Source organism: Rhizobium gallicum bv. gallicum R602sp, assembly GCF_000816845.1.
Lineage (GTDB): Bacteria > Pseudomonadota > Alphaproteobacteria > Rhizobiales > Rhizobiaceae > Rhizobium > Rhizobium gallicum.
Map to the genome: position 1 here is coordinate 1,436,358 of NZ_CP006880.1, position 18,177 is coordinate 1,454,534.

Annotated in this window: 19 protein-coding genes; 8 read left to right on the forward strand and 11 right to left on the reverse strand. The window is 59.6% G+C overall.

Translation table 11 applies throughout. The features are described from left to right. Positions 1-226 precede the first annotated feature (226 nt). The 11 genes from RGR602_RS29865 to RGR602_RS29910 form a co-directional block, all read right to left on the reverse strand. Positions 227-733, reverse strand: coding sequence for an RES family NAD+ phosphorylase (locus tag RGR602_RS29865; protein ID WP_040115605.1), 507 nt, complete (start codon positions 731-733; stop codon positions 227-229). After that, positions 726-1,097 (reverse strand): DUF2384 domain-containing protein, encoded by a 372-nt coding sequence (locus tag RGR602_RS29870; protein WP_040115606.1) that lies wholly within the window; start codon positions 1,095-1,097, stop codon positions 726-728. The genes RGR602_RS29865 and RGR602_RS29870 overlap by 8 nt, the downstream gene beginning before the upstream one ends. Before the next feature lie 62 nt (positions 1,098-1,159). After that, entirely contained in the window at positions 1,160-1,948 is a 789-nt protein-coding gene (locus RGR602_RS29875) for a crotonase/enoyl-CoA hydratase family protein (RefSeq protein ID WP_040115607.1), read from the reverse strand. Continuing rightward, positions 1,948-2,817 (reverse strand): hydroxymethylglutaryl-CoA lyase, encoded by an 870-nt coding sequence (locus tag RGR602_RS29880; RefSeq protein WP_040115608.1) that lies wholly within the window; start codon positions 2,815-2,817, stop codon positions 1,948-1,950. The genes RGR602_RS29875 and RGR602_RS29880 overlap by 1 nt, the downstream gene beginning before the upstream one ends. Next, positions 2,817-4,796 (reverse strand): acetyl/propionyl/methylcrotonyl-CoA carboxylase subunit alpha, encoded by a 1,980-nt coding sequence (locus RGR602_RS29885; protein WP_040115609.1) that lies wholly within the window; start codon positions 4,794-4,796, stop codon positions 2,817-2,819. Before RGR602_RS29885 ends, RGR602_RS29880 begins: the two co-directional genes overlap by 1 nt. A gap of 7 nt (positions 4,797-4,803) precedes the next feature. Further along, positions 4,804-6,411 (reverse strand): carboxyl transferase domain-containing protein, encoded by a 1,608-nt coding sequence (locus tag RGR602_RS29890; protein WP_040115610.1) that lies wholly within the window; start codon positions 6,409-6,411, stop codon positions 4,804-4,806. After that, positions 6,408-7,571: an isovaleryl-CoA dehydrogenase gene (locus RGR602_RS29895; RefSeq protein ID WP_040115611.1), complete on the reverse strand. Its 1,164-nt coding sequence runs from the start codon at positions 7,569-7,571 to the stop codon at positions 6,408-6,410. Before RGR602_RS29895 ends, RGR602_RS29890 begins: the two co-directional genes overlap by 4 nt. Positions 7,572-7,888: 317 nt before the next feature. Further along, positions 7,889-8,920: a hydroxyacid dehydrogenase gene (locus RGR602_RS29900; RefSeq protein ID WP_040115612.1), complete on the reverse strand. Its 1,032-nt coding sequence runs from the start codon at positions 8,918-8,920 to the stop codon at positions 7,889-7,891. A gap of 407 nt (positions 8,921-9,327) precedes the next feature. Then, positions 9,328-9,702, reverse strand: a complete 375-nt coding sequence (locus RGR602_RS39550; protein ID WP_208867265.1) for a group II intron maturase-specific domain-containing protein — start codon at positions 9,700-9,702, stop codon at positions 9,328-9,330. A gap of 73 nt (positions 9,703-9,775) precedes the next feature. Next, the gene (locus RGR602_RS29905; RefSeq protein WP_040115613.1) at positions 9,776-9,961 is read right to left on the reverse strand and encodes a hypothetical protein; all 186 of its coding nucleotides are present in this window, start codon (positions 9,959-9,961) and stop codon (positions 9,776-9,778) included. Between the two features lie 233 nt (positions 9,962-10,194). Continuing rightward, entirely contained in the window at positions 10,195-10,701 is a 507-nt protein-coding gene (locus RGR602_RS29910; RefSeq protein ID WP_040115614.1) for an Hsp20/alpha crystallin family protein, read from the reverse strand. Positions 10,702-11,031: 330 nt separating this feature from the next. On the opposite strand from RGR602_RS29910, the gene groES reads away from it, so the two are divergent. The 8 genes from groES to RGR602_RS29950 all read left to right on the forward strand — a co-directional run bounded on the left by groES (position 11,032) and on the right by RGR602_RS29950 (position 18,165). Then, positions 11,032-11,346: a co-chaperone GroES gene (gene groES, locus RGR602_RS29915; RefSeq protein WP_040115615.1), complete on the forward strand. Its 315-nt coding sequence runs from the start codon at positions 11,032-11,034 to the stop codon at positions 11,344-11,346. A 51-nt stretch (positions 11,347-11,397) separates the two neighbouring features. After that, positions 11,398-13,029 (forward strand): chaperonin GroEL, encoded by a 1,632-nt coding sequence (groL, locus tag RGR602_RS29920; RefSeq protein WP_040115616.1) that lies wholly within the window; start codon positions 11,398-11,400, stop codon positions 13,027-13,029. Positions 13,030-13,082: 53 nt separating this feature from the next. Then, on the forward strand, positions 13,083-13,319 hold the full coding sequence (locus tag RGR602_RS29925; RefSeq protein WP_040116602.1) for a hypothetical protein: 237 nt from the start codon (positions 13,083-13,085) through the stop codon (positions 13,317-13,319). 248 nt (positions 13,320-13,567) lie between these two features. Then, entirely contained in the window at positions 13,568-13,855 is a 288-nt protein-coding gene (locus tag RGR602_RS29930; RefSeq protein ID WP_040115617.1) for a hypothetical protein, read from the forward strand. Between the two features lie 151 nt (positions 13,856-14,006). Further along, a complete protein-coding gene (locus RGR602_RS29935) occupies positions 14,007-15,035 on the forward strand; it encodes a LacI family DNA-binding transcriptional regulator (protein WP_052451811.1) in 1,029 nt (342 codons plus the stop codon). Positions 15,036-15,076: 41 nt separating this feature from the next. After that, on the forward strand, positions 15,077-16,315 hold the full coding sequence (locus RGR602_RS29940) for an ABC transporter substrate-binding protein (RefSeq protein WP_040115618.1): 1,239 nt from the start codon (positions 15,077-15,079) through the stop codon (positions 16,313-16,315). Between the two features lie 75 nt (positions 16,316-16,390). After that, positions 16,391-17,305 carry a carbohydrate ABC transporter permease gene (locus tag RGR602_RS29945; RefSeq protein WP_040115619.1) on the forward strand — a complete coding sequence of 305 codons (915 nt, stop codon included), beginning with the start codon at positions 16,391-16,393 and terminating at the stop codon, positions 17,303-17,305. Continuing rightward, the gene (locus RGR602_RS29950; RefSeq protein WP_040115620.1) at positions 17,302-18,165 is read left to right on the forward strand and encodes a carbohydrate ABC transporter permease; all 864 of its coding nucleotides are present in this window, start codon (positions 17,302-17,304) and stop codon (positions 18,163-18,165) included. Before RGR602_RS29945 ends, RGR602_RS29950 begins: the two co-directional genes overlap by 4 nt. The last annotated feature ends 12 nt before the right edge of the window (positions 18,166-18,177 follow it).

Genomic DNA, 18,177 nt, shown 5'->3' on the forward strand with positions numbered 1-18,177 from the left:
GTGGGCGCCAGCCAGCATTGGCAGCCCACAGATCAGTGATGGCAGTAGGGTTCCCGCATCCTCCCCGTTTCCAGCTTCGCGAGCCAGACTTCTGCTACTTCGAACGACAGATGCGCCGACACCAGCTCCTTAAGCAACCGTTCATTGCCCTCGAAGAGCACTCATAAATTGCCGGAATGCTTTAATCGGACAATTCCCGTCGCGATGTTCTCGGCGCGCCCGTAATCTACAACCAGGAGGCCGGTGATTTGGGCAGTCGGCCCTCTGGATCAATTGCGCGAAGCTCCGGTGCACCCGGCATATTCCATGCCCACAGCGCGACGCATGTGCCGCCGAGCGACATGAAGGATGGATAGATCACGCCATGATATCGCGACGCAATCAGACGTTCGCGCAAGTGGTGGGTTGCCGGCACCTTGCTTTCATCCATCAGCATCCGCCATTCGCAACGATGGATGTCCGCAGTAACGTCAAACTTTCGAAGAAGCTCCTGGTCTGTCGTGTCGGCGAGGCGCGCCCCTTTGAGTTCCAGTTGCACGATCATCGCCGGATGCTGGACAAAGCCCTGGTTATATTCGGCCCAGGCCGTGGACAGTTCGCAGGCCGCATAGATGGTTGGGGCACCCACCGGATTCCAGCGACCGCCAAAACGGCTGGCGCCCTCGCCAGAAAGCGGCGCATAGGCCCATCGTGGAACGAAGGCGCGCCACAGATGCACGACGGCTTCAGGCATAGACGCCGGAGCGGACGGCCTCCAGATAGGCGAGAACCCGGTCGGACTTGCCTTCACCGACAAGATCAAAAGCCGTCTTGCCGCCCCAGCCGGGGATCGGCTGATGCTTGAACCATATGACCGCGCGGTTTTCGTCGCCGGTCATTTCGCTTGCCATGGCAAGGATGCGGACGACGTTGCTCAGCGCACTATCCACTTTACGGGCGCTCGATTTCGCCGCCAGCGTATTGCGCGCAACCCCGATCAGCCGGGCCAGCTCGGAGAGCGTTACGCCGAGTTGCTCGGCGACGCGACGGGCCGATAGAAACGACGAATGTTCATCGCCGAAGCGGGCAGCGATATTGCTGAGGCCTATGGCTGCCATGATCGATGTCCTCGCATATTTTGATCAATTCTCAATCAAAATATGCTCAAAGTGCGCTCAATTCAAGCATCACTTCGCCAGGATGGCTGCCGTCGTTCGAAAAAGGCGACAATGCCCTCGCGCGCCTCTTCCGTTTCCCAGGTGTCGGCTAATTGCTCGATGACGCTTTCGATGACCGCGTCCGTGATCGGCATTCCGAGCGAGCGGGCAAGTATCTTGCCTCTTGCCACTGCATCAGGCGACGCCTTCAGGAAATGCCCGATTTCGGTCTCGACTGCCGCATCGAGATCCCCAGCGGGTACAACATGCCCGGCCAGCCCGGCAGCCTTTGCCTCCGATGCGTTGATCAGTTTACCGGACATGATGAGCGGCCGGGCAGCTCCTTCGCCGATCCGCGCCACGACAAAAGGACTGATCGTTGCCGGGATAATCCCGAGGCGAACTTCGGTCAGGCCGAAACGGGCGGTTTCAGCGGCGATCACCAGATCGCAAGCGCTGAGAAGGCCGACACCGCCCCCAAAGACATTGCCCTGAACACGAGCAATCACCGGCTTCGGAAGGTCATTCAATGCACGGAACATGGTGGCAAGCCGCCTTGCCTCAAAAATCCGCTCATCCCGCCCCGCCTCAAACTGCGCGCGCATCCAATCGAGATCGCCGCCCGCGCAGAAGCTTGCCCCCTCTGCGGCAAGCACGATAACCCGAACGTTGCGATCAAAACCGAGAGCCTTTGATGCGGCGGTCAGTTCATCCATCATCTGGGCCGAGATCGCGTTGTGCTTTTCGGGCCGCGCAAGCGTCAGCCGCGCAAGGCCGCGGGCGTCGATATCGATGTGAAGCGTTTCAGGCATCACGACTTACTCCTCAGCTCACGGGCAAAGGCGGCTGTCTGCCGCAGCTTGTCTTCCGCAAGTCCTGTCGAAAAACCTCTTGCCGCGAGATGCTGCGCGACGGCCGTCGTGTCGACATTGCCCTTTGCACCCGGCGCATAAGGACAGCCTCCGAGCCCGCCGATCGAGGCATCGAAGACGCGAAGACCATGGTCCAGCGCAACGTCGACATTATCGAGCGCACCGCCTGAGGTGTCGTGGAAATGGCCGGCAAGCATTGTGGCAGGCGCTTCGTCAAGCACGGCGGCAAGCATCCTCGCCACGGCTTCCGGTGTTGCGCGGCCGATCGTATCGCCAAGGCTGACCTCGTAGCATCCAAGTTCCCTCAGCGATGCTACGACCTTCGCGGCATTGGCGGGCCGTACGGCACCTTCATAAGGGCATTCGACGACACAGCTGACATAGCCGCGTAGTGGAATACCGTGCGCGCTGCTTGCCTGCGCGATGGGGCGGAAACGATCGATGCTCTCGGCAATCGAACAATTGATATTATGCTGGGAGAAGCTTTCGGAAGCTGCGGCAAAGATCGCGACCTCGTCCGCCCGTGCCGAAAGTGCCGCCTCAAAGCCCTTCATGTTGGGGGTGAGGACTGTATAACGCACGCCAGGCACGCGGCGAATTCGGGCCATCACTTCGGCGGCGTCGACAAGCTGCGGCACCCATTTCGGACTCACGAAACTGGTCACCTCGATGCGCTCGTAGCCGCAATCGGACAGCATATCGACAAGTGCAATCTTGTCTGCCGTCCCGATGAAGTGTTCCTCATTTTGCAGACCGTCACGCGGTGCCATCTCGACGATCGAAACATGTTCCTGGTGTAGAGCCGTCATCATGCCTCTCCAGCCTTCAGGGTGACGAGGACGGCGCCCTCGGAAACCTGCTGACCCTCACTTGCGTGAACGCTTTCCACAATGGCGTCTCGCGCGGCGGTCAGCGTCAGCTCCATTTTCATGGCCTCCATGACGATCAGCGGCGCGCCTTTCGAGACGGCGGCACCTTCGCTTGTCCGCACGATCTTGACGAAGCCTGGCATCGGCGCGATCAGGCGATCGCCGACCTCTGCTTCTGAGGCAGTACCATCCAGCGGATCGGGCAGCGCAAAGAGGTGTGAATTGCCGTCGAGCCTCAGGCACAACCGATGCGTCCCGCGCTCCACCTCGACAGAAACCTGTCTGCCATCGGTCTCCACTTGTAGACGGTCGCCATGGCGGCTGACAAACCTAATGGGAATCACCCGGCGGCCGTCATGGACGGCGAACATGCCGAAGCCTCGAGCGACGACACGCAGACTTGCAAGACTGCCGGCATGTTCCAACGTCACTTTACGCTGCATCTCGCCCCAGAGCTGCCAATGGCCGAGCGTGTCCCAGGGATCGCGGCCGTGGCTCTTTCCTTCCAGCGACAGCACTGCCGCAAGCGCAATCACCGTGTCTTCGGCAGCTGGAATTGCGGTCAGGGTCTCAAGATTGCGCTCGATCAGACCTGTGTCCGGATGGCCAGAGACAAATTCTTCCTGACGGCTCAGTTTGGTGAGAAAGCCGATATTGCTCACCGTCCCGGCGATGTGCGATGCCTGCAGTGCCCGCGTCAACACCCCAAGCGCATCGGAGCGATTCGCGCCATGCACGATCATCTTGGCGATCAGCGGGTCGTAATGGGCAGAAATCCGATCACCTGTCCTGACGCCCGCATCGATCCGCACGCCGTCCTTTGGGAAGCGCATCTCGTCGATCACACCCGTGGCCGGTAAAAAACCCCTTGCCGCGTCTTCCGCGTAGATGCGCGCCTCGAAGGCCCAGCCGTCGATCTTCAGCTCGGATTGTTTTTTCGGAAGCGGTTCACCGGCTGCGACCCGCAATTGCCATTCGACGAGATCAACACCCGTAATCGCCTCCGTTACCGGATGCTCGACCTGCAGGCGCGTGTTCATTTCCATGAAGAAGAAGCGGTCCGGCCACAACCCCTTCGAGACATCGGCGATGAACTCCACGGTCCCGGCGCCGCGATAATCGATCGCCCGCGCAGCCCGCACGGCCGCATCGCCCATGGCGCGGCGCATCTCGGCGGTCATGCCCGGAGCCGGCGCTTCCTCGATGACCTTCTGGTGGCGCCGCTGGAGCGAACAATCGCGCTCGAAAAGGTGGACGACATTGCCGTGCCGGTCTCCGAATACCTGTACCTCGATATGACGCGGTCGAAGCAGGTATTTTTCGATAAGCATGGCATCATCGCCGAATGCCGCCTTCGCCTCGCGCTTTGCCGCTTCCAGGGCAGATGGGAGCTCTTCGGCCCGCTCGACACGGCGCATGCCCTTACCGCCGCCGCCCGCGCGAGGCTTGATGAGAACGGGGAAGCCGATCTCGGATGCCTTGCCCGCCAGAAGGTCCGGATCCTGGTCGTCGCCGTGATAGCCGGGCACGATCGGAACGCCGGCGCTTTCCATCAGGGCCTTGGCGGCATCCTTGCGACCCATTGCCCGAATCGCCATTGGCTGCGGACCAATGAAAACTAATCCCGCCGCCTCGACAGCCTCGGCGAACTCGGCGTTCTCCGAAAGAAAGCCATAGCCCGGATGGATCGCATCGGCGCCAGTCCGCTTGGCCGATTCTATAACACGCTCGATCGAAAGATAACTTTCATGGGCCGCCGAACCGCCGATACGGATCGCTTCGTCGGCAAGCTCGGCGTGCAGCGCGCCGCTGTCGGCATCGGAATAGACCGTGGCTGTGCGCACGCCCAGGCGGTGGGCCGTACGAATGATACGGCAGGCAATTTCACCACGGTTGGCAATCAGGATCTTTCCAAACATCGCAGCCTCACATCCTAAACAGGCCGAAACGCGTGTCTTCGATCGGCGCATTCAGCGCAGCTGACAGCGACAGGCCGAGAACATCGCGGCTCTTTGCAGGATCGATGATGCCGTCGTCCCAAAGGCGGGCGGAGGCATAGAGCGGATGGCTCTGGCTTTCGAAGAGATCGAGAACTGGCTTTTTGAAAGCCGCCTCGTCTTCTGCATTCCAAGGCGTCCCGGCACGGATCAGCGCTTCGCTGCGAACGGTGGCAAGCACGCCTGCCGCCTGCTCGCCGCCCATTACGGAAATCCTGCTGTTCGGCCAGGTCCAGAGGAAGCGCGGCGAAAAGGCGCGGCCCGCCATGCCGTAATTTCCGGCGCCGAAGGAGCCTCCGATCAGCATGGTGATCTTCGGTACCTTGGTGGTTGCCACAGCCGTGACCAGTTTGGCGCCATGCTTGGCGATACCTTCCGTCTCGTACTTGCGTCCGACCATGAAGCCGGTGATGTTTTGCAAAAAGACTAGCGGGATTTTCCGTTGCGAGCAGAGCTCGATAAAATGTGCGCCCTTGACCGCAGATTCGGAAAACAGGACGCCGTTGTTGGCAAGGATCCCGACAGGGACGCCATGGATATGCGCAAAGCCGCAGACGAGCGTGGCGCCGTAGCGCGCCTTGAACTCGTCAAAACGCGAACCGTCGACGATGCGGGCGATCACCTCGCGCACCTCGTAGGGCGTGCGAAGGTCGGCGGGCACGATACCGGCGATTTCCGCCGGATCGTAGTGCGGCGGCTCTGCCTCGCGAAGTTCGACCGTATGTGCTTTTTGTCGGTTCAGCGAGGCGACGGCGCGGCGTGTCAGCGCCAGGGCATGGGCATCGTCGCGGGCCAGATAGTCGGCAACGCCAGAAAGGCGCGTATGCACGTCGCCGCCGCCGAGCTCCTCGGCAGAAACCACCTCGCCCGTCGCCGCTTTGACGAGCGGCGGTCCAGCGAGGAAGATCGTTCCCTGCCCTTCCACGATGATGGCTTCGTCAGACATGGCAGGGACATAGGCGCCACCTGCTGTGCAAGAGCCCATCACCACGGCAATCTGCGGGATTCCGGCCGCCGACATATTAGCCTGGTTGAAGAAGATCCGTCCGAAGTGATCACGATCGGGAAAGACCTCGTCCTGGTTGGGCAGATTGGCACCGCCGGAATCAACCAAATAGATGCAGGGCAGTTTGTTCGCCGCTGCGATCTCCTGCGCCCTTAGGTGTTTTTTCACCGTCATCGGATAGTAAGTGCCGCCTTTGACCGTCGCATCGTTGCAGATGATCATGCATTCGCGACCTGCGACGCGGCCGATTCCCGTGATCAACCCGGCTGCCGGCGCCTCATCGCCGTACATGCCGTAAGCAGCCGTCGCGGCAATTTCCAGAAACGGTGTTGACGGGTCGATCAGTCCCATGACCCTGTCGCGCGGTAGCATCTTGCCGCGACCCACATGCCGCTCGCGTGCCGCCGTCCCGCCGCCGTCCTGGGCCGATCGCGCGACGTCCTCAATGAGTCTGATAGCCTCCTGCATAGCCGCCTGATTGGCCCTGAAGGTTTCAGAATTGCTCGCGATCTGGGATTTGAGTACGGTCATGCCGTCTCCGCAAAGAGCTCGCGTCCGATCAGCATTCGCCGGATTTCAGAGGTTCCGGCACCGATCTCGTAGAGCTTAGCGTCCCTCAAGAGCCGCCCTGCGGCATAATCATTGGTGTAGCCATTGCCGCCAAGCGCCTGGATCGCTTCGAGCGCCATGCCAGTTGCCTTTTCCGCTGCATAAAGAATGCAACCTGCAGCGTCCTTGCGGGTCGTCTCGCCGCGGTCGCAGGCCGCCGCCACGGCATAGACATAGGCGCGCGCCGTATTCAGCGTCACATACATGTCGGCGAGCTTGGCCTGCATCAACTGGAATTCGCCGATCGCCCGGCCGAACTGCTTGCGTTCATGCAGATAGGGAAGAACAAGATCCACGCAAGCCGCCATGATGCCGAGGGGACCGGCCGAAAGCACCACGCGTTCATAGTCCAGGCCTGACATCAGTATCTTCACGCCGCCGCCGATTGCGCCCAGCACGTTCTCCTCGGGCACTTCGCAATCTCGAAAGATCAGCTCGCAAGTATTCGAACCCCGCATCCCAAGCTTGTCGAGTTTCTGGCCTGTCGCAAACCCCTGGAAGGTCTTCTCCACAAGGAACGCCGTGATGCCGCGCGGTCCGGCCTCAGCGTCGGTCTTGGCATAGACCACGAGCAGGTCGGCATCCGGACCGTTGGTGATCCACATCTTGTTGCCGTTCAGGAGATATCGGTCGCCGCGCTTTTCGGCCTTGAGCTTCATCGAAACAACATCCGAACCGGCCTCCGGCTCCGACATGGCGAGTGCCCCGACATGTTCGCCCGAGATAAGCTTGGGCAGATAGCGGCTCTTTTGCGCGTCATTGCCGTTGCGGTTGATCTGATTGACGCAGAGGTTGGAATGCGCCCCATAGCTCAAGCCGACCGAGGCCGAGGCGCGGCTGACCTCCTCCATGGCGACGCAATGGGCGAGATAACCGAGACCCGCACCGCCATAAGCGTCGTCCGCCGTGATGCCGAGCAGGCCCATATCTCCCATCTCCCGCCAGAGCAGTGCTGGAAAATTGTTACTGCGATCGGTCTCTGCCGCCAGCGGCGCAATGCGTCCACTCGCAAACCGCCTGACACTCTCGCGCAGCGCTTCGATCTCGTCGCCGAGTGCGAAATTCAAACCACCTGAATACATCCGGCCTCTCCCCTTAGCCGTCGATCGCGCCGCATCGTCACCGGCATCTGCTCACCTTCGAGGTCGCAGTGTTGATCCATGATACTGGAAGCATTGCTCCTCCGCTTCATCAGTCCATGTCAGAACGATAGCACCCGATCCGCAGAATTTCCCCACCAAAAATGCTGCCGCGGCGCATCAATCGAAAAGCGAATGCCCAGGTTCGCGATATTTTCATAAAGGAGCTGGGATCGGCGGTGTCGAGCCATCTGCCGCCGCGATCGTGCGGCAAACGCCCGGCGGCCCGCCGCTATTCACGCGGCACCGCACATACCTGATCAATTGATCTTCACGCCCTTCGAGCGCATGCGCGAAACGGTCTCACGCTCGGCCCGCTTGCACCGCATGGGCGGCAAACCGCGGTCCATCAGGTCCATGTCTTCCAACACCATGTCGCCCATCTTCTTGAAGGCACTGTCGAGTGCACCGGCACGATGGGCGGAGCGGATGAACCCTTTCAAACTGCGCACCGGATGGTCAAGCGGCAACGGCTCTTCGGGATATACGTCGCTTGCCGCAACGATATGGCCCGATGCGACGGCCGCCATCAGTGCATCGAAATCGACGACATCGGCGCGACTGAGCAGGATGAACGCCGAGCCAGGCCGCATGCTGGCAAAAGCCTCAGCATTAAGGAATTGCTTGTTCTCACTGGTCACCGCCGCAACGACAAAGACGAAATCGCTCTCTGTTAGCACCTCTCTTAGGCTCGCCGCTTCGACGCCGTGCTCCTCCAGGATGGAGCGCGGCAGCCAGGGATCGAAAACCCGGATCGTCGCCCGGAAACCGCAAAGCACCCGCCGGAGGGCCTTGCCGAGATCGCCGAAGCCGATGATGCCGATCTCGGAGCCTGCAATCAGCCGGGAACTTGCATTGCCCTCTCCGCCCCAAAGCTCTCTGCCTCTGCGAAAAGCCAAGTCCTGGTCGATGATGTCGCGCGCGAGCGAAAGTGCAAAACCCAGACCGATTTCCGCCACGGGTTCGGCAAAGACCTGTCCCGTTGTGACGACGTGAATGCCACGCTGGAAGAGGATTTCATAAGGCATATTGTTGATGAGATTGCTTTCGACATTCAGCACACAGCGAAGTTCAGGCATGCGCGCCACGGTCCCGGCCGACAACGGCGGCTGGCCGATGATGTAACGCGCCATTGCGAGAACGCCATCGCCGAGCCCGGCGATGTTTTCCGGATCGGCCTCGATGATCTGATATTTGGCGTGCAACAGTTTTCGCGCCTCATCGGTAAAGATCAGATCGAGCGTGCGTGGTTCCGGTGCACTGATCGCCAATGGCCGCTCGTCATATGTCATCTCTTCTCCTCCGCAGCACTTCAGGGGCTACCTGCTTAACGCACCCTGGTGCAACCGCATTCGTTCGCGAAGCTCCAGATGCCTGGCACAAGCCGGTGCTTCGCCTCCCGGCGATAGCGATCATAGCCGGATAATTCCTTGACCAGGTGCTTTTCTTCGTCGAGCACCTGGGACCAGGTCTGTAGCGATCGGTTTGACGGCACCGAGCAGGCAAAACGGAGGCGGATATCGGATGCCGGACAGTCCCATAGAGGCCTGTCGAGTTAATCGGCATAGGGGACGGCGATTAAGCCGTACGCCTGCCACACCACCCGGCAGCGGATCCGCACCGGGCGGTTCGAGAAGTTGAGGTCATGCAAGTCGGGGGAAGCCGAGGGCGTCGAAGTGTCCAACCGTCAGGACGCGGCTCAGCCCAGCTTCGCTGTGCCTCCACCAATGTCCCGGCCTCCGGCTATGAGTGCCGCCCACTCATGGTGAGCGCCGAGGCTGCGGAGACGGCTATAGACCGTGGTTCCTTTGCCCCATTGCTTGAGCTGGATGGCCCGAAGGCGGTGGCGTATCCACGAGTCCAGGTTTTTGAATATTTGCGGTGTCTGTGCCAGTTGGAAGTAGGATTTCCAGCCGGGGAGATCGAAGCGGAACCACGCCGCCGTGAGGATTGAGTGATTGAGTTCGGCCTTCTTCGTGACGTTCTTTCCCGGTTCCTCTGCCGTCCCCTGGCCGAGGTTCTCATGTTCCTGATCTTCAGGTCTTCGCGCAGCTGTTGCGACGCGCCGCGCGATGCGTGTCGTTACGAAGGCCTACAGCATGCCAGGCGCAGGCAACACCCTCTTCTGCCTAAATGGCAGACGCCTCTCAGCGATCGAGGTCAAGTTTGAGCTGCTCACCGCCGCGGGTCTTAACGAGATAGGGGTTCGGCGGTCTCATCAACTGGATCCGCGCGAGCAGCTTTTCACGCCGTTCCAGATCGCGCTCGCGCGCCGAGCGGGATGCAGCAACAAAAGCCATGGCATTCTGTATAACGAGTTCTGCGTGCGTCATGAGCATCTCCGTTACATCTGTTCCCTTTATGTTCTCTTTTTCGGTTAAAGTCAACTCAGCAACGCCCCGTGCGCATGGCGTCGCTCTTTCGCGGACTACTGGAGTGAGGCTGAGGCATCGACCGCAGGCGCCGACAAATCATCCTGGCGCTCGTTCAAAGAGAAGGGGACCGCTGCCAGCGGTCCCGCCCAGTTTCTCGGCCACGGATGCGCTTTGGCAACAATGTTTGGAGCCTAGCTGTTGATCGTAATGCGCTTGGCGGTCGATTGCGCCGTTTCGGAGCGTGGCAGGGTGATCGTCAAGACGCCATTTTTGAACGAAGCGTCCACCTTGTCTTCCTGCACCTCGTTATTGAGCGACAGGCGGCGCTCGAAGCGGCCATAGAACCGCTCGGAGAATTGCCGGTCCTTATCCTCGCTGTCGGCGCGCTTTTCACCGCGGATCGTCAGGATGCCATTGTCGATCAGAAGTTCGATATCCTTCTCGTCCATTCCTGGGATTTCGGCGACGATACGGATGTCCTTGTCCGTCTCCGAGACTTCGATCTTCGGCCAGGCCGTTTCGAACATGAAACCGGACCCGACAGTCGGAAAATGGCCCTCGACGCCGCGGAAAACATCATCGAACAACCTGTTCATCTCGCGATGAAGCGCAAGGAACGGATGCTGGTCTCTGCCTGCATAGCCTGTCGGGACCGGACTGTTGCTGCGGCCCCAGGGAATAAGATCACGAACGCTCATCTAAGCCTCCATGTTTTCAACGCGCCAGCTCATCCGGCGCACTCGCCTTTGCCTTTCGGGTATCAGGCGACAAGTCACTCTTCGGAATACGCTTGACACTGCACAGAACTGCCTGCGCCGCATCAGAGATTAAACGCCGATGGCGAAGCTTCCGTTCCGCGCCGTTAGCACTCTCCTGATAAGAGTGCTAATTTTTTGCCGTCGGCCCCTTGAAATTCGAAAAAATCGGTAGCAGATTTTTTCCGCCGAGCGGTCAGCAGCTCGGTAGCCCGGATTGGTCGCCTGGTCCGGGAGCGTGATAAGTGATCATCATCGTCCATGGAGGAAGACATGACGTTCCGACCGCTTCATGATCGCATTCTCGTCCGCCGTGTTGAGTCTGAAGAAAGGACCAAAGGCGGCATCATCATTCCCGACACCGCCAAGGAAAAACCGCAGGAAGGCGAAGTCATCGCCGTCGGCCCCGGCGCGCGCAACGACGCCGGCCAGATCCAGCCCCTCGACGTCAAGGCGGGCGACCGGATCCTGTTCGGTAAATGGTCCGGCACCGAGATCAAGATTAACGGCGAAGACCTGCTGATCATGAAGGAAAGCGACGTAATGGGCATCATCGAGGTTCCGGTGGCCGGCAAGAAGGCCGCTTGAGGCGCGCCTTTCAGCTAACGTCAGCCGACTACCCAATGGAGGAGTGAAGACATGGCTGCTAAAGAAGTCAAATTCCACAGCGACGCGCGTGACCGTTTGCTGCGCGGGGTCGACGTGCTTGCCAACGCGGTGAAGGTGACGCTCGGCCCGAAGGGCCGTAACGTCGTGATCGACAAGTCCTTCGGCGCGCCACGCATCACCAAGGACGGTGTTTCGGTCGCCAAGGAAATCGAACTTGAGGACAAGTTCGAAAACATGGGCGCGCAGATGCTGCGCGAAGTCGCGTCCAAGACCAGCGACGTTGCCGGCGATGGCACGACGACAGCAACCGTTCTTGCCCAGGCGATCGTTCGCGAAGGCGCCAAGGCCGTTGCTGCCGGCATGAACCCGATGGACCTGAAGCGCGGTATCGATCTTGCCGTCGATGCCGTCGTCAAGGAACTGAAGAACAACGCCCGCAAAATCTCCAATAATGCCGAAATCGCCCAGGTCGGCTCGATCTCCGCCAACGGGGATGCCGAAATCGGCAGTTTCCTTGCTGAAGCCATGCAGAAGGTCGGCAATGAAGGCGTCATCACTGTCGAAGAAGCCAAGACCGCCGAAACCGAACTCGAAGTCGTCGAAGGCATGCAGTTCGACCGCGGCTATCTCAGCCCGTACTTCGTGACCAATCAGGACAAGATGCGGGTCGAGCTTGAGGATCCTTATGTTCTCATCCATGAGAAGAAGCTCTCCAACCTGCAGTCGATGCTTCCGGTTCTCGAAGCCGTCGTACAATCGGGCAAGCCGCTGCTCATCATCGCTGAAGACGTCGAAGGCGAAGCGCTTGCAACGCTCGTCGTCAACAAGCTGCGCGGCGGGCTGAAGATTGCTGCCGTCAAGGCTCCGGGCTTCGGCGACCGCCGCAAGGCCATGCTCGAAGACATCGCGATCCTGACCGGTGGTACGGTCATCTCCGAAGACCTCGGCATCAAGCTCGAGTCCGTCACCCTCGACATGCTTGGCCATGCGAAGAAAATCGTTGTCGAGAAGGAAAACACCACGATCATCGACGGCGCCGGCGCCAAGTCCGACATCGAAGGCCGCGTTGCGCAGATCAAGGCGCAGATCGAAGAAACCACCTCCGACTACGATCGCGAGAAGCTGCAGGAACGCCTTGCCAAGCTCGCAGGCGGCGTTGCCGTCATCCGCGTCGGCGGCTCGACGGAAGTCGAAGTGAAGGAAAAGAAGGACCGCGTCGACGATGCGCTGCATGCGACCCGTGCGGCAGTCGAGGAAGGCATCCTGCCAGGCGGCGGTGTGGCACTGCTGCGCGCCGTCAAGGCGCTTGACAACCTCAGCGCGGCCAATTCTGACCAGCGTGTCGGCGTCGAGATCGTCCGGCGCGCAATCGAATCCCCGGTGCGCCAGATCGCCGAGAATGCCGGGGCGGAAGGGTCGATCGTCGTCGGCAAGCTGCGAGAAAAAGCCGAATTCTCCTACGGCTGGAATGCTCAGACCAATGAATATGGCGATCTCTATCAGATGGGCGTGATCGACCCGGTCAAGGTCGTGCGAACAGCGCTTCAAGATGCTGCCTCCGTTGCCGGCCTGCTGGTGACGACCGAAGCGATGGTGGCGGAAAAACCCAAGAAGGAAGCCGCCGCCCCTGCCATGCCCCCCGGAGCCGGCATGGACTTCTAGCTTGACATGCGGCCCGCCTGGCAACGGGCGGGCCGTACGGAATGGAGGTCAAGATGGTTCAGACGATCATAAACAGATCGGACGTGCCGCTCGATACCCGTGACCTTGAGATGTGCCAATGCGTATTCGACGAGGTTCGATCGGACGCCAAGGTAGCCAAGGATTCCGAAGAAGCGGAGCGCATTGCTGCCATAACGATCGAACTCTATCGCCAGGGCGTGCGCAGCCCAGACCATCTGAAGGTCATGGTAGAAGCGGCTCGCGGCCTTATCGCGCCGCGCGAAAAGTAGAATGAATGGATGGCCGGGACTGGTCATGCCCGTTTGGAATCCACAAACGGGCAAACAGTCGGACTGGAAGACAAAAGTTCAATAGCACGAGCAGACGGTCTGTCGGCGACGCGCCGATGAAATCCTTGCGGCCCTTTATGTCCGCTGCCGCTTGCCGATGATCTGAATTTTTCGCCCCTTTTTTGAGGAGGTTCCATGAATCTGTGCTAAGTCGCGGCAAAGAACGCCACCATAGGACTATCGAACCCATGATTGAACTTACGCCATCGCAGGTCGCAGCACTGAAACTCGCAAGAGACGGTGATCTTTATCCTCAGCCGACGAAGAAGTGGACGCACCAAAACGCCACGGTGACCTACGCGAAAACCGACCGTTGGAAAGAACGGCCGCAGAAAGTGAAATCCGTAACCAGCAAGGCACTGGACGAGTTAAAAGCGTCCGGGTTTCTGGAACGGCGCCATCTCGATCATGATGCTTCAAAGGACGTCTACGGGATCACGATGGCGGGCAAAATGTGGCTGCTAAAGAACAAGTAGGCCTTGCCAGATCCTCATTAGATTTCTGATCCCGACCAGTCTAATCGTTCGGAACAATGGTCTAAGATCGCCTCCCTGACGCTGAGAAAACGTTTTCGCAGTTGACATTATTGTTGCGAAAAGGTTTTCTCTTATGGCGACGGGTGGAAGAATGAGACTGGACCAAACAGGAAGAAAGCAGACCCGCATCACGATCCACGATCTAGCCGCTGCGGCCGGGGTCAGCATCTCGACGGCGTCGAAGGCGTTAAATGATACGGGCCGTATGGGCGAGGAAACACGCGAGCGGGTCAAGCGCATCGCACGGGAAATTGGCTTCAGGCCGAACGCGTTGGCGCGCGGCCTCTTGAGCAAGCGCAGCTTCACTATCGGGCTTTTGACCAACGATACCTATGGCCGCTTCACCCTTCCGGTAATGGCAGGCGTTTCGGAAGCGCTTGTCGATCACGGAGTTTCGGTTTTCCTGTGTGCGATCGAGGATGATCCGGCTCTTGGGCAGATTCATGTGGATGCGATGCTGGACAAGCAGGTCGATGGCATCATCGCATCGGGAAAACGGGTCGATCGGCAGCTTCCGGTCGATTTGTCGAGCATTCCGGTACCCGTGGTCTATGCCTTTACGGAAGGTATGCCGGGCAGCGTGAGCTTCCGCTCGGATGACGCACAAGGCGCAAGGCTCGCTGTGGAATGGCTGATCGGGCTCGGGCGTTCCCGCATCGCCCATATTACTGGTCCTGAAAGCTTCTTTTCGGTGCGCGAACGCGCTTTTGCCTATCGTGAGCTGGCAGGTGACGGTGAACCGGTTCTTTACGGCGTGTGGGCAGAGGCCTGGGGTCACGAAGCGGTCGACCAGATATGGAGCCGCGCCGGAGAAAAACCCGATGGCATCTTCTGCGGCAACGATCAGATTGCCCGCGGCGTCGTCGACGCGCTGCGCGAACGGGGCGTCAAAGTACCGGAGGACGTTTCTGTGGTTGGCTTTGACAATTGGGAGATCGTCGCCGCACAGACGCGGCCGCCGCTGACGACGATCGACATGGAATTGAAGGAACTCGGGCGTCAGGCAGGGTTGACCGTGCTTGCCCTTGCCGAAGGCCGGCCCGTCGAGCCCGGCGTGCGGAAATTGCCGTGCCGTTTGATCGTGCGGCAGTCATGCGGGAGTGATGCCCGCGAAGAATGAGAAGCGGCGCGAAGGAGACGCGCCATATTGGGAGGAATGTCATGATCAAGCGCCTAATAGCAGCGACCAGCATCGCTACCCTATGCCTGGTATCCGGAGCAGCGGCCGCCGAAAAAGTTGAAATGTGGGTCCGCTCGGGGATCGGCGACGCCTTCAAGAAGGTCGTCGAAGCCTATAACGCCAACCACGAAAACCAGGTCGTCGCAACCGAGGTACCATTTTCCGAACTGGTGCAGAAATATGCAACCGCGATTGCCGGCGGACAGGCTCCTGACGCCCTTTCGATGGATCTTATCTATAACCCCGCCTTTGCTGCGGCCGGCCAGTTGGAGGACCTGACGGACTGGGCAAAAGCTCTGCCTTACTTCAATTCGCTGTCGCCGTCACATGTTCGCCTCGGAACCTATCAGGACCGGATTTACGGCCTGCCGCTCTCCGTCGAGACATCGGTCTTCGCGTGGAACAAGGATCTCTACAAGAAGGCCGGTCTCGACCCGGAAAAGGCACCGGCAACATGGGACGAAATTACCGCCAACGCGGAAAAGATCCGAGCACTCGGTGAAGACACCTACGGATTTTATTTCTCCGGCGGCGGCTGCGGTGGCTGCATGATATTCACCTTCACGCCGCTCGTGTGGGGTGCCGGAGCCGATATCCTGTCGGCCGACAGCAAGGCAGCAACGCTTGATACCCCGCAAATGCGCAAGGCCGTCGATATTTATCGCAACATGGTCAAGAAGGACCTCGTGCCGGCGGGAGCTGCAAGCGACAACGGCGCGAACTTCCTCACCTTCACCAATGGCAAAATCGGTCAGCAGAGCCTCGGCGCCTTTGCCATCGGCACACTGGTGACCGAACATCCGGACATCAATTTCGGGGTCACGCTCATTCCCGGCGTCGAAGGAACGCCGTCCTCCTTCGCCGGCGGCGATAATTTCGTCATCACCAAGGGCACGAAGAAGATCGACGCTGTGAAGGAATTCCTCGAATACGTCTACTCAGTGGATGGCCAGAAAGTCATGGCGAAGTACGGCAGCCTGCCGACGCGCGGCGATATCGCCGACAAGGTACTGGAAGGTCTCGATCCGCGCATGCAGGTCGGCCTCAAGGCCATTGGCGTTGCGAAGACACCCTATACGCTGCAGTTCAACGATCTGATCAACAGCGCCAACGGCCCATGGGCCAGCTTCACAAATGCCGCCATCTTCGGCGACGATGTCGACGGCGCCTTTTCAAGCGCCCAGTCGGAAATGCAATCGATCATAGACAGCGGCCAATAATGCTCTCCCGGCCGCGGGCCGGGAGGCGGTGGCAGCTTCCCGGCCAACCTCAATGACAGATGCGGAGCGTTCTCGATGACAGGTTCAGGCTTACCGCGCCAATCTTCCCCGCGCAGGCGTCGGAGATCGCAATGGCGCGGCCTTGCCTATATCGCGCCGGCCATGGCGCTCGTTATCGTCTTCTTCATCATGCCGGTGCTTTTCACCGGATGGATGAGCCTTCACAACTGGCCGCTGATGGGCGCTTCGCGCTGGATCGGATTCAACAACTATTTTCGCATGTATAACGACAGCCGCTTCATAACAGCGCTGAATTTTACGGCCTATTATACAGTGATCGTCACGATCGCGATCTTTTCGGTGGCCTTTCCGCTCGCGATCTTCGTCGAGAAAGAGCGGCAGTTTGTCAGCGCCTACCGCACGATCATCTTCCTGCCTGTGGTCGTCGGCCTTGCGACGGCCTCGCTGCTTTGGGTTTGGCTCGCCAATGTCGACAGCGGTTTCATCGGTCCCGCCTTGAAAGGCCTCGACCTCGTGGCAAAAAGCCCCAACCTGCTTGCGACTTTCGACACGGCGTTTCTGACGATTGTCGTGATGGTCGTCTGGAAGATCGCAGGCTTTACCATGATCATCCTCCTGACTGGACTTCAGGCTATTCCCGCCGAACTCAACGAGGCGGCCCGCATCGATGGCGCCGGGCGTTGGCAACGCTTCGTGCACCTGACACTGCCGCTGATGCGAAAGACGATCGCACTGGCACTGATCGTCTCTGTCACCGGATCGATCCTCGCCTTTGACCAGTTCTACATCATGACGGCCGGCGGACCGCAAAACAAGATGATCTCGGTCGTCTACTACATCTTCAATCAGTCCTTTGTGTCCTTCAATCTCGGCTATGGCGCAGCGCTCTCGATCGCGCTGCTCGCGATCCTCGTGGCTATCAGCATCGTGCAGCTCTGGCTGCTCCGTGCGGGAGAGGATCACCCATGATTTCCGCGAAGGAAAAACGTGCGCGAAAGCGCTTGCGCTTGCAGTCGGCCTATCACCTGACAGGGATCGCCATCGCAATCTTCTTTCTGGCGCCTTTCGCCGTCACGCTGCTTGCCTCGTTCCGGCACGGAACCGAAGCGAGCCTGCCGCCCCTTCCACCATGGCCGACCGCGAAAATAAGCTTCGATTCCTACAGATTGCTGGATACCTTCGGCGCCGGGATCTGGCGGCATATGATCAATTCTCTGCTTGTTTCCCTTGCCACCGTGGTGCTCACGGTTGCAGTCAGCCTGCTTGCGGGCTACGGATTTTCGCGCTACCGCTTTCCTCTGAAGAACGTGCTCTTCGTGCTGATCATCACGACACTGATGATCCCGTTCCAGTCGATCCTGACGCCGCTTTTTATCATCCTTGCAAAGCTCGGGCTCAACAATTCGCTGCTCGGGCTGACGCTCGTCTATGTGACGCTTCAGCTACCCTTTTCCGTCTTCATGATGCGAAATGCTTTCGACGCCGTGCCGAAGGAGATCGAGGAGGCTGCGCGCATCGACGGCGCCCGTGATTTAAAACTCCTCGGGCGCGTGCTGTTGCCCCTCGTCTTGCCGGGTGTCGCCACCGTCGCGATCTTTGCGTTCCTGAATGCCTGGAATGAGTTCCTGGCAGCACTTGTGCTGCTCTCCAGCAACGAGAGATACACCCTGCCGGTCCTCATGACGGCAGTGCGCGCCGGCCGCCTTGGCGCCATCAACTGGGGTGCTGTGCAGGCCGGCGTGGTCGTCATGACGATCCCCTGCCTCATCGTCTTCCTGCTTTTGCAACGCTACTACATGCGCGGGCTGATGGCCGGCGCGGTAAAATGAACCCAGCTACAA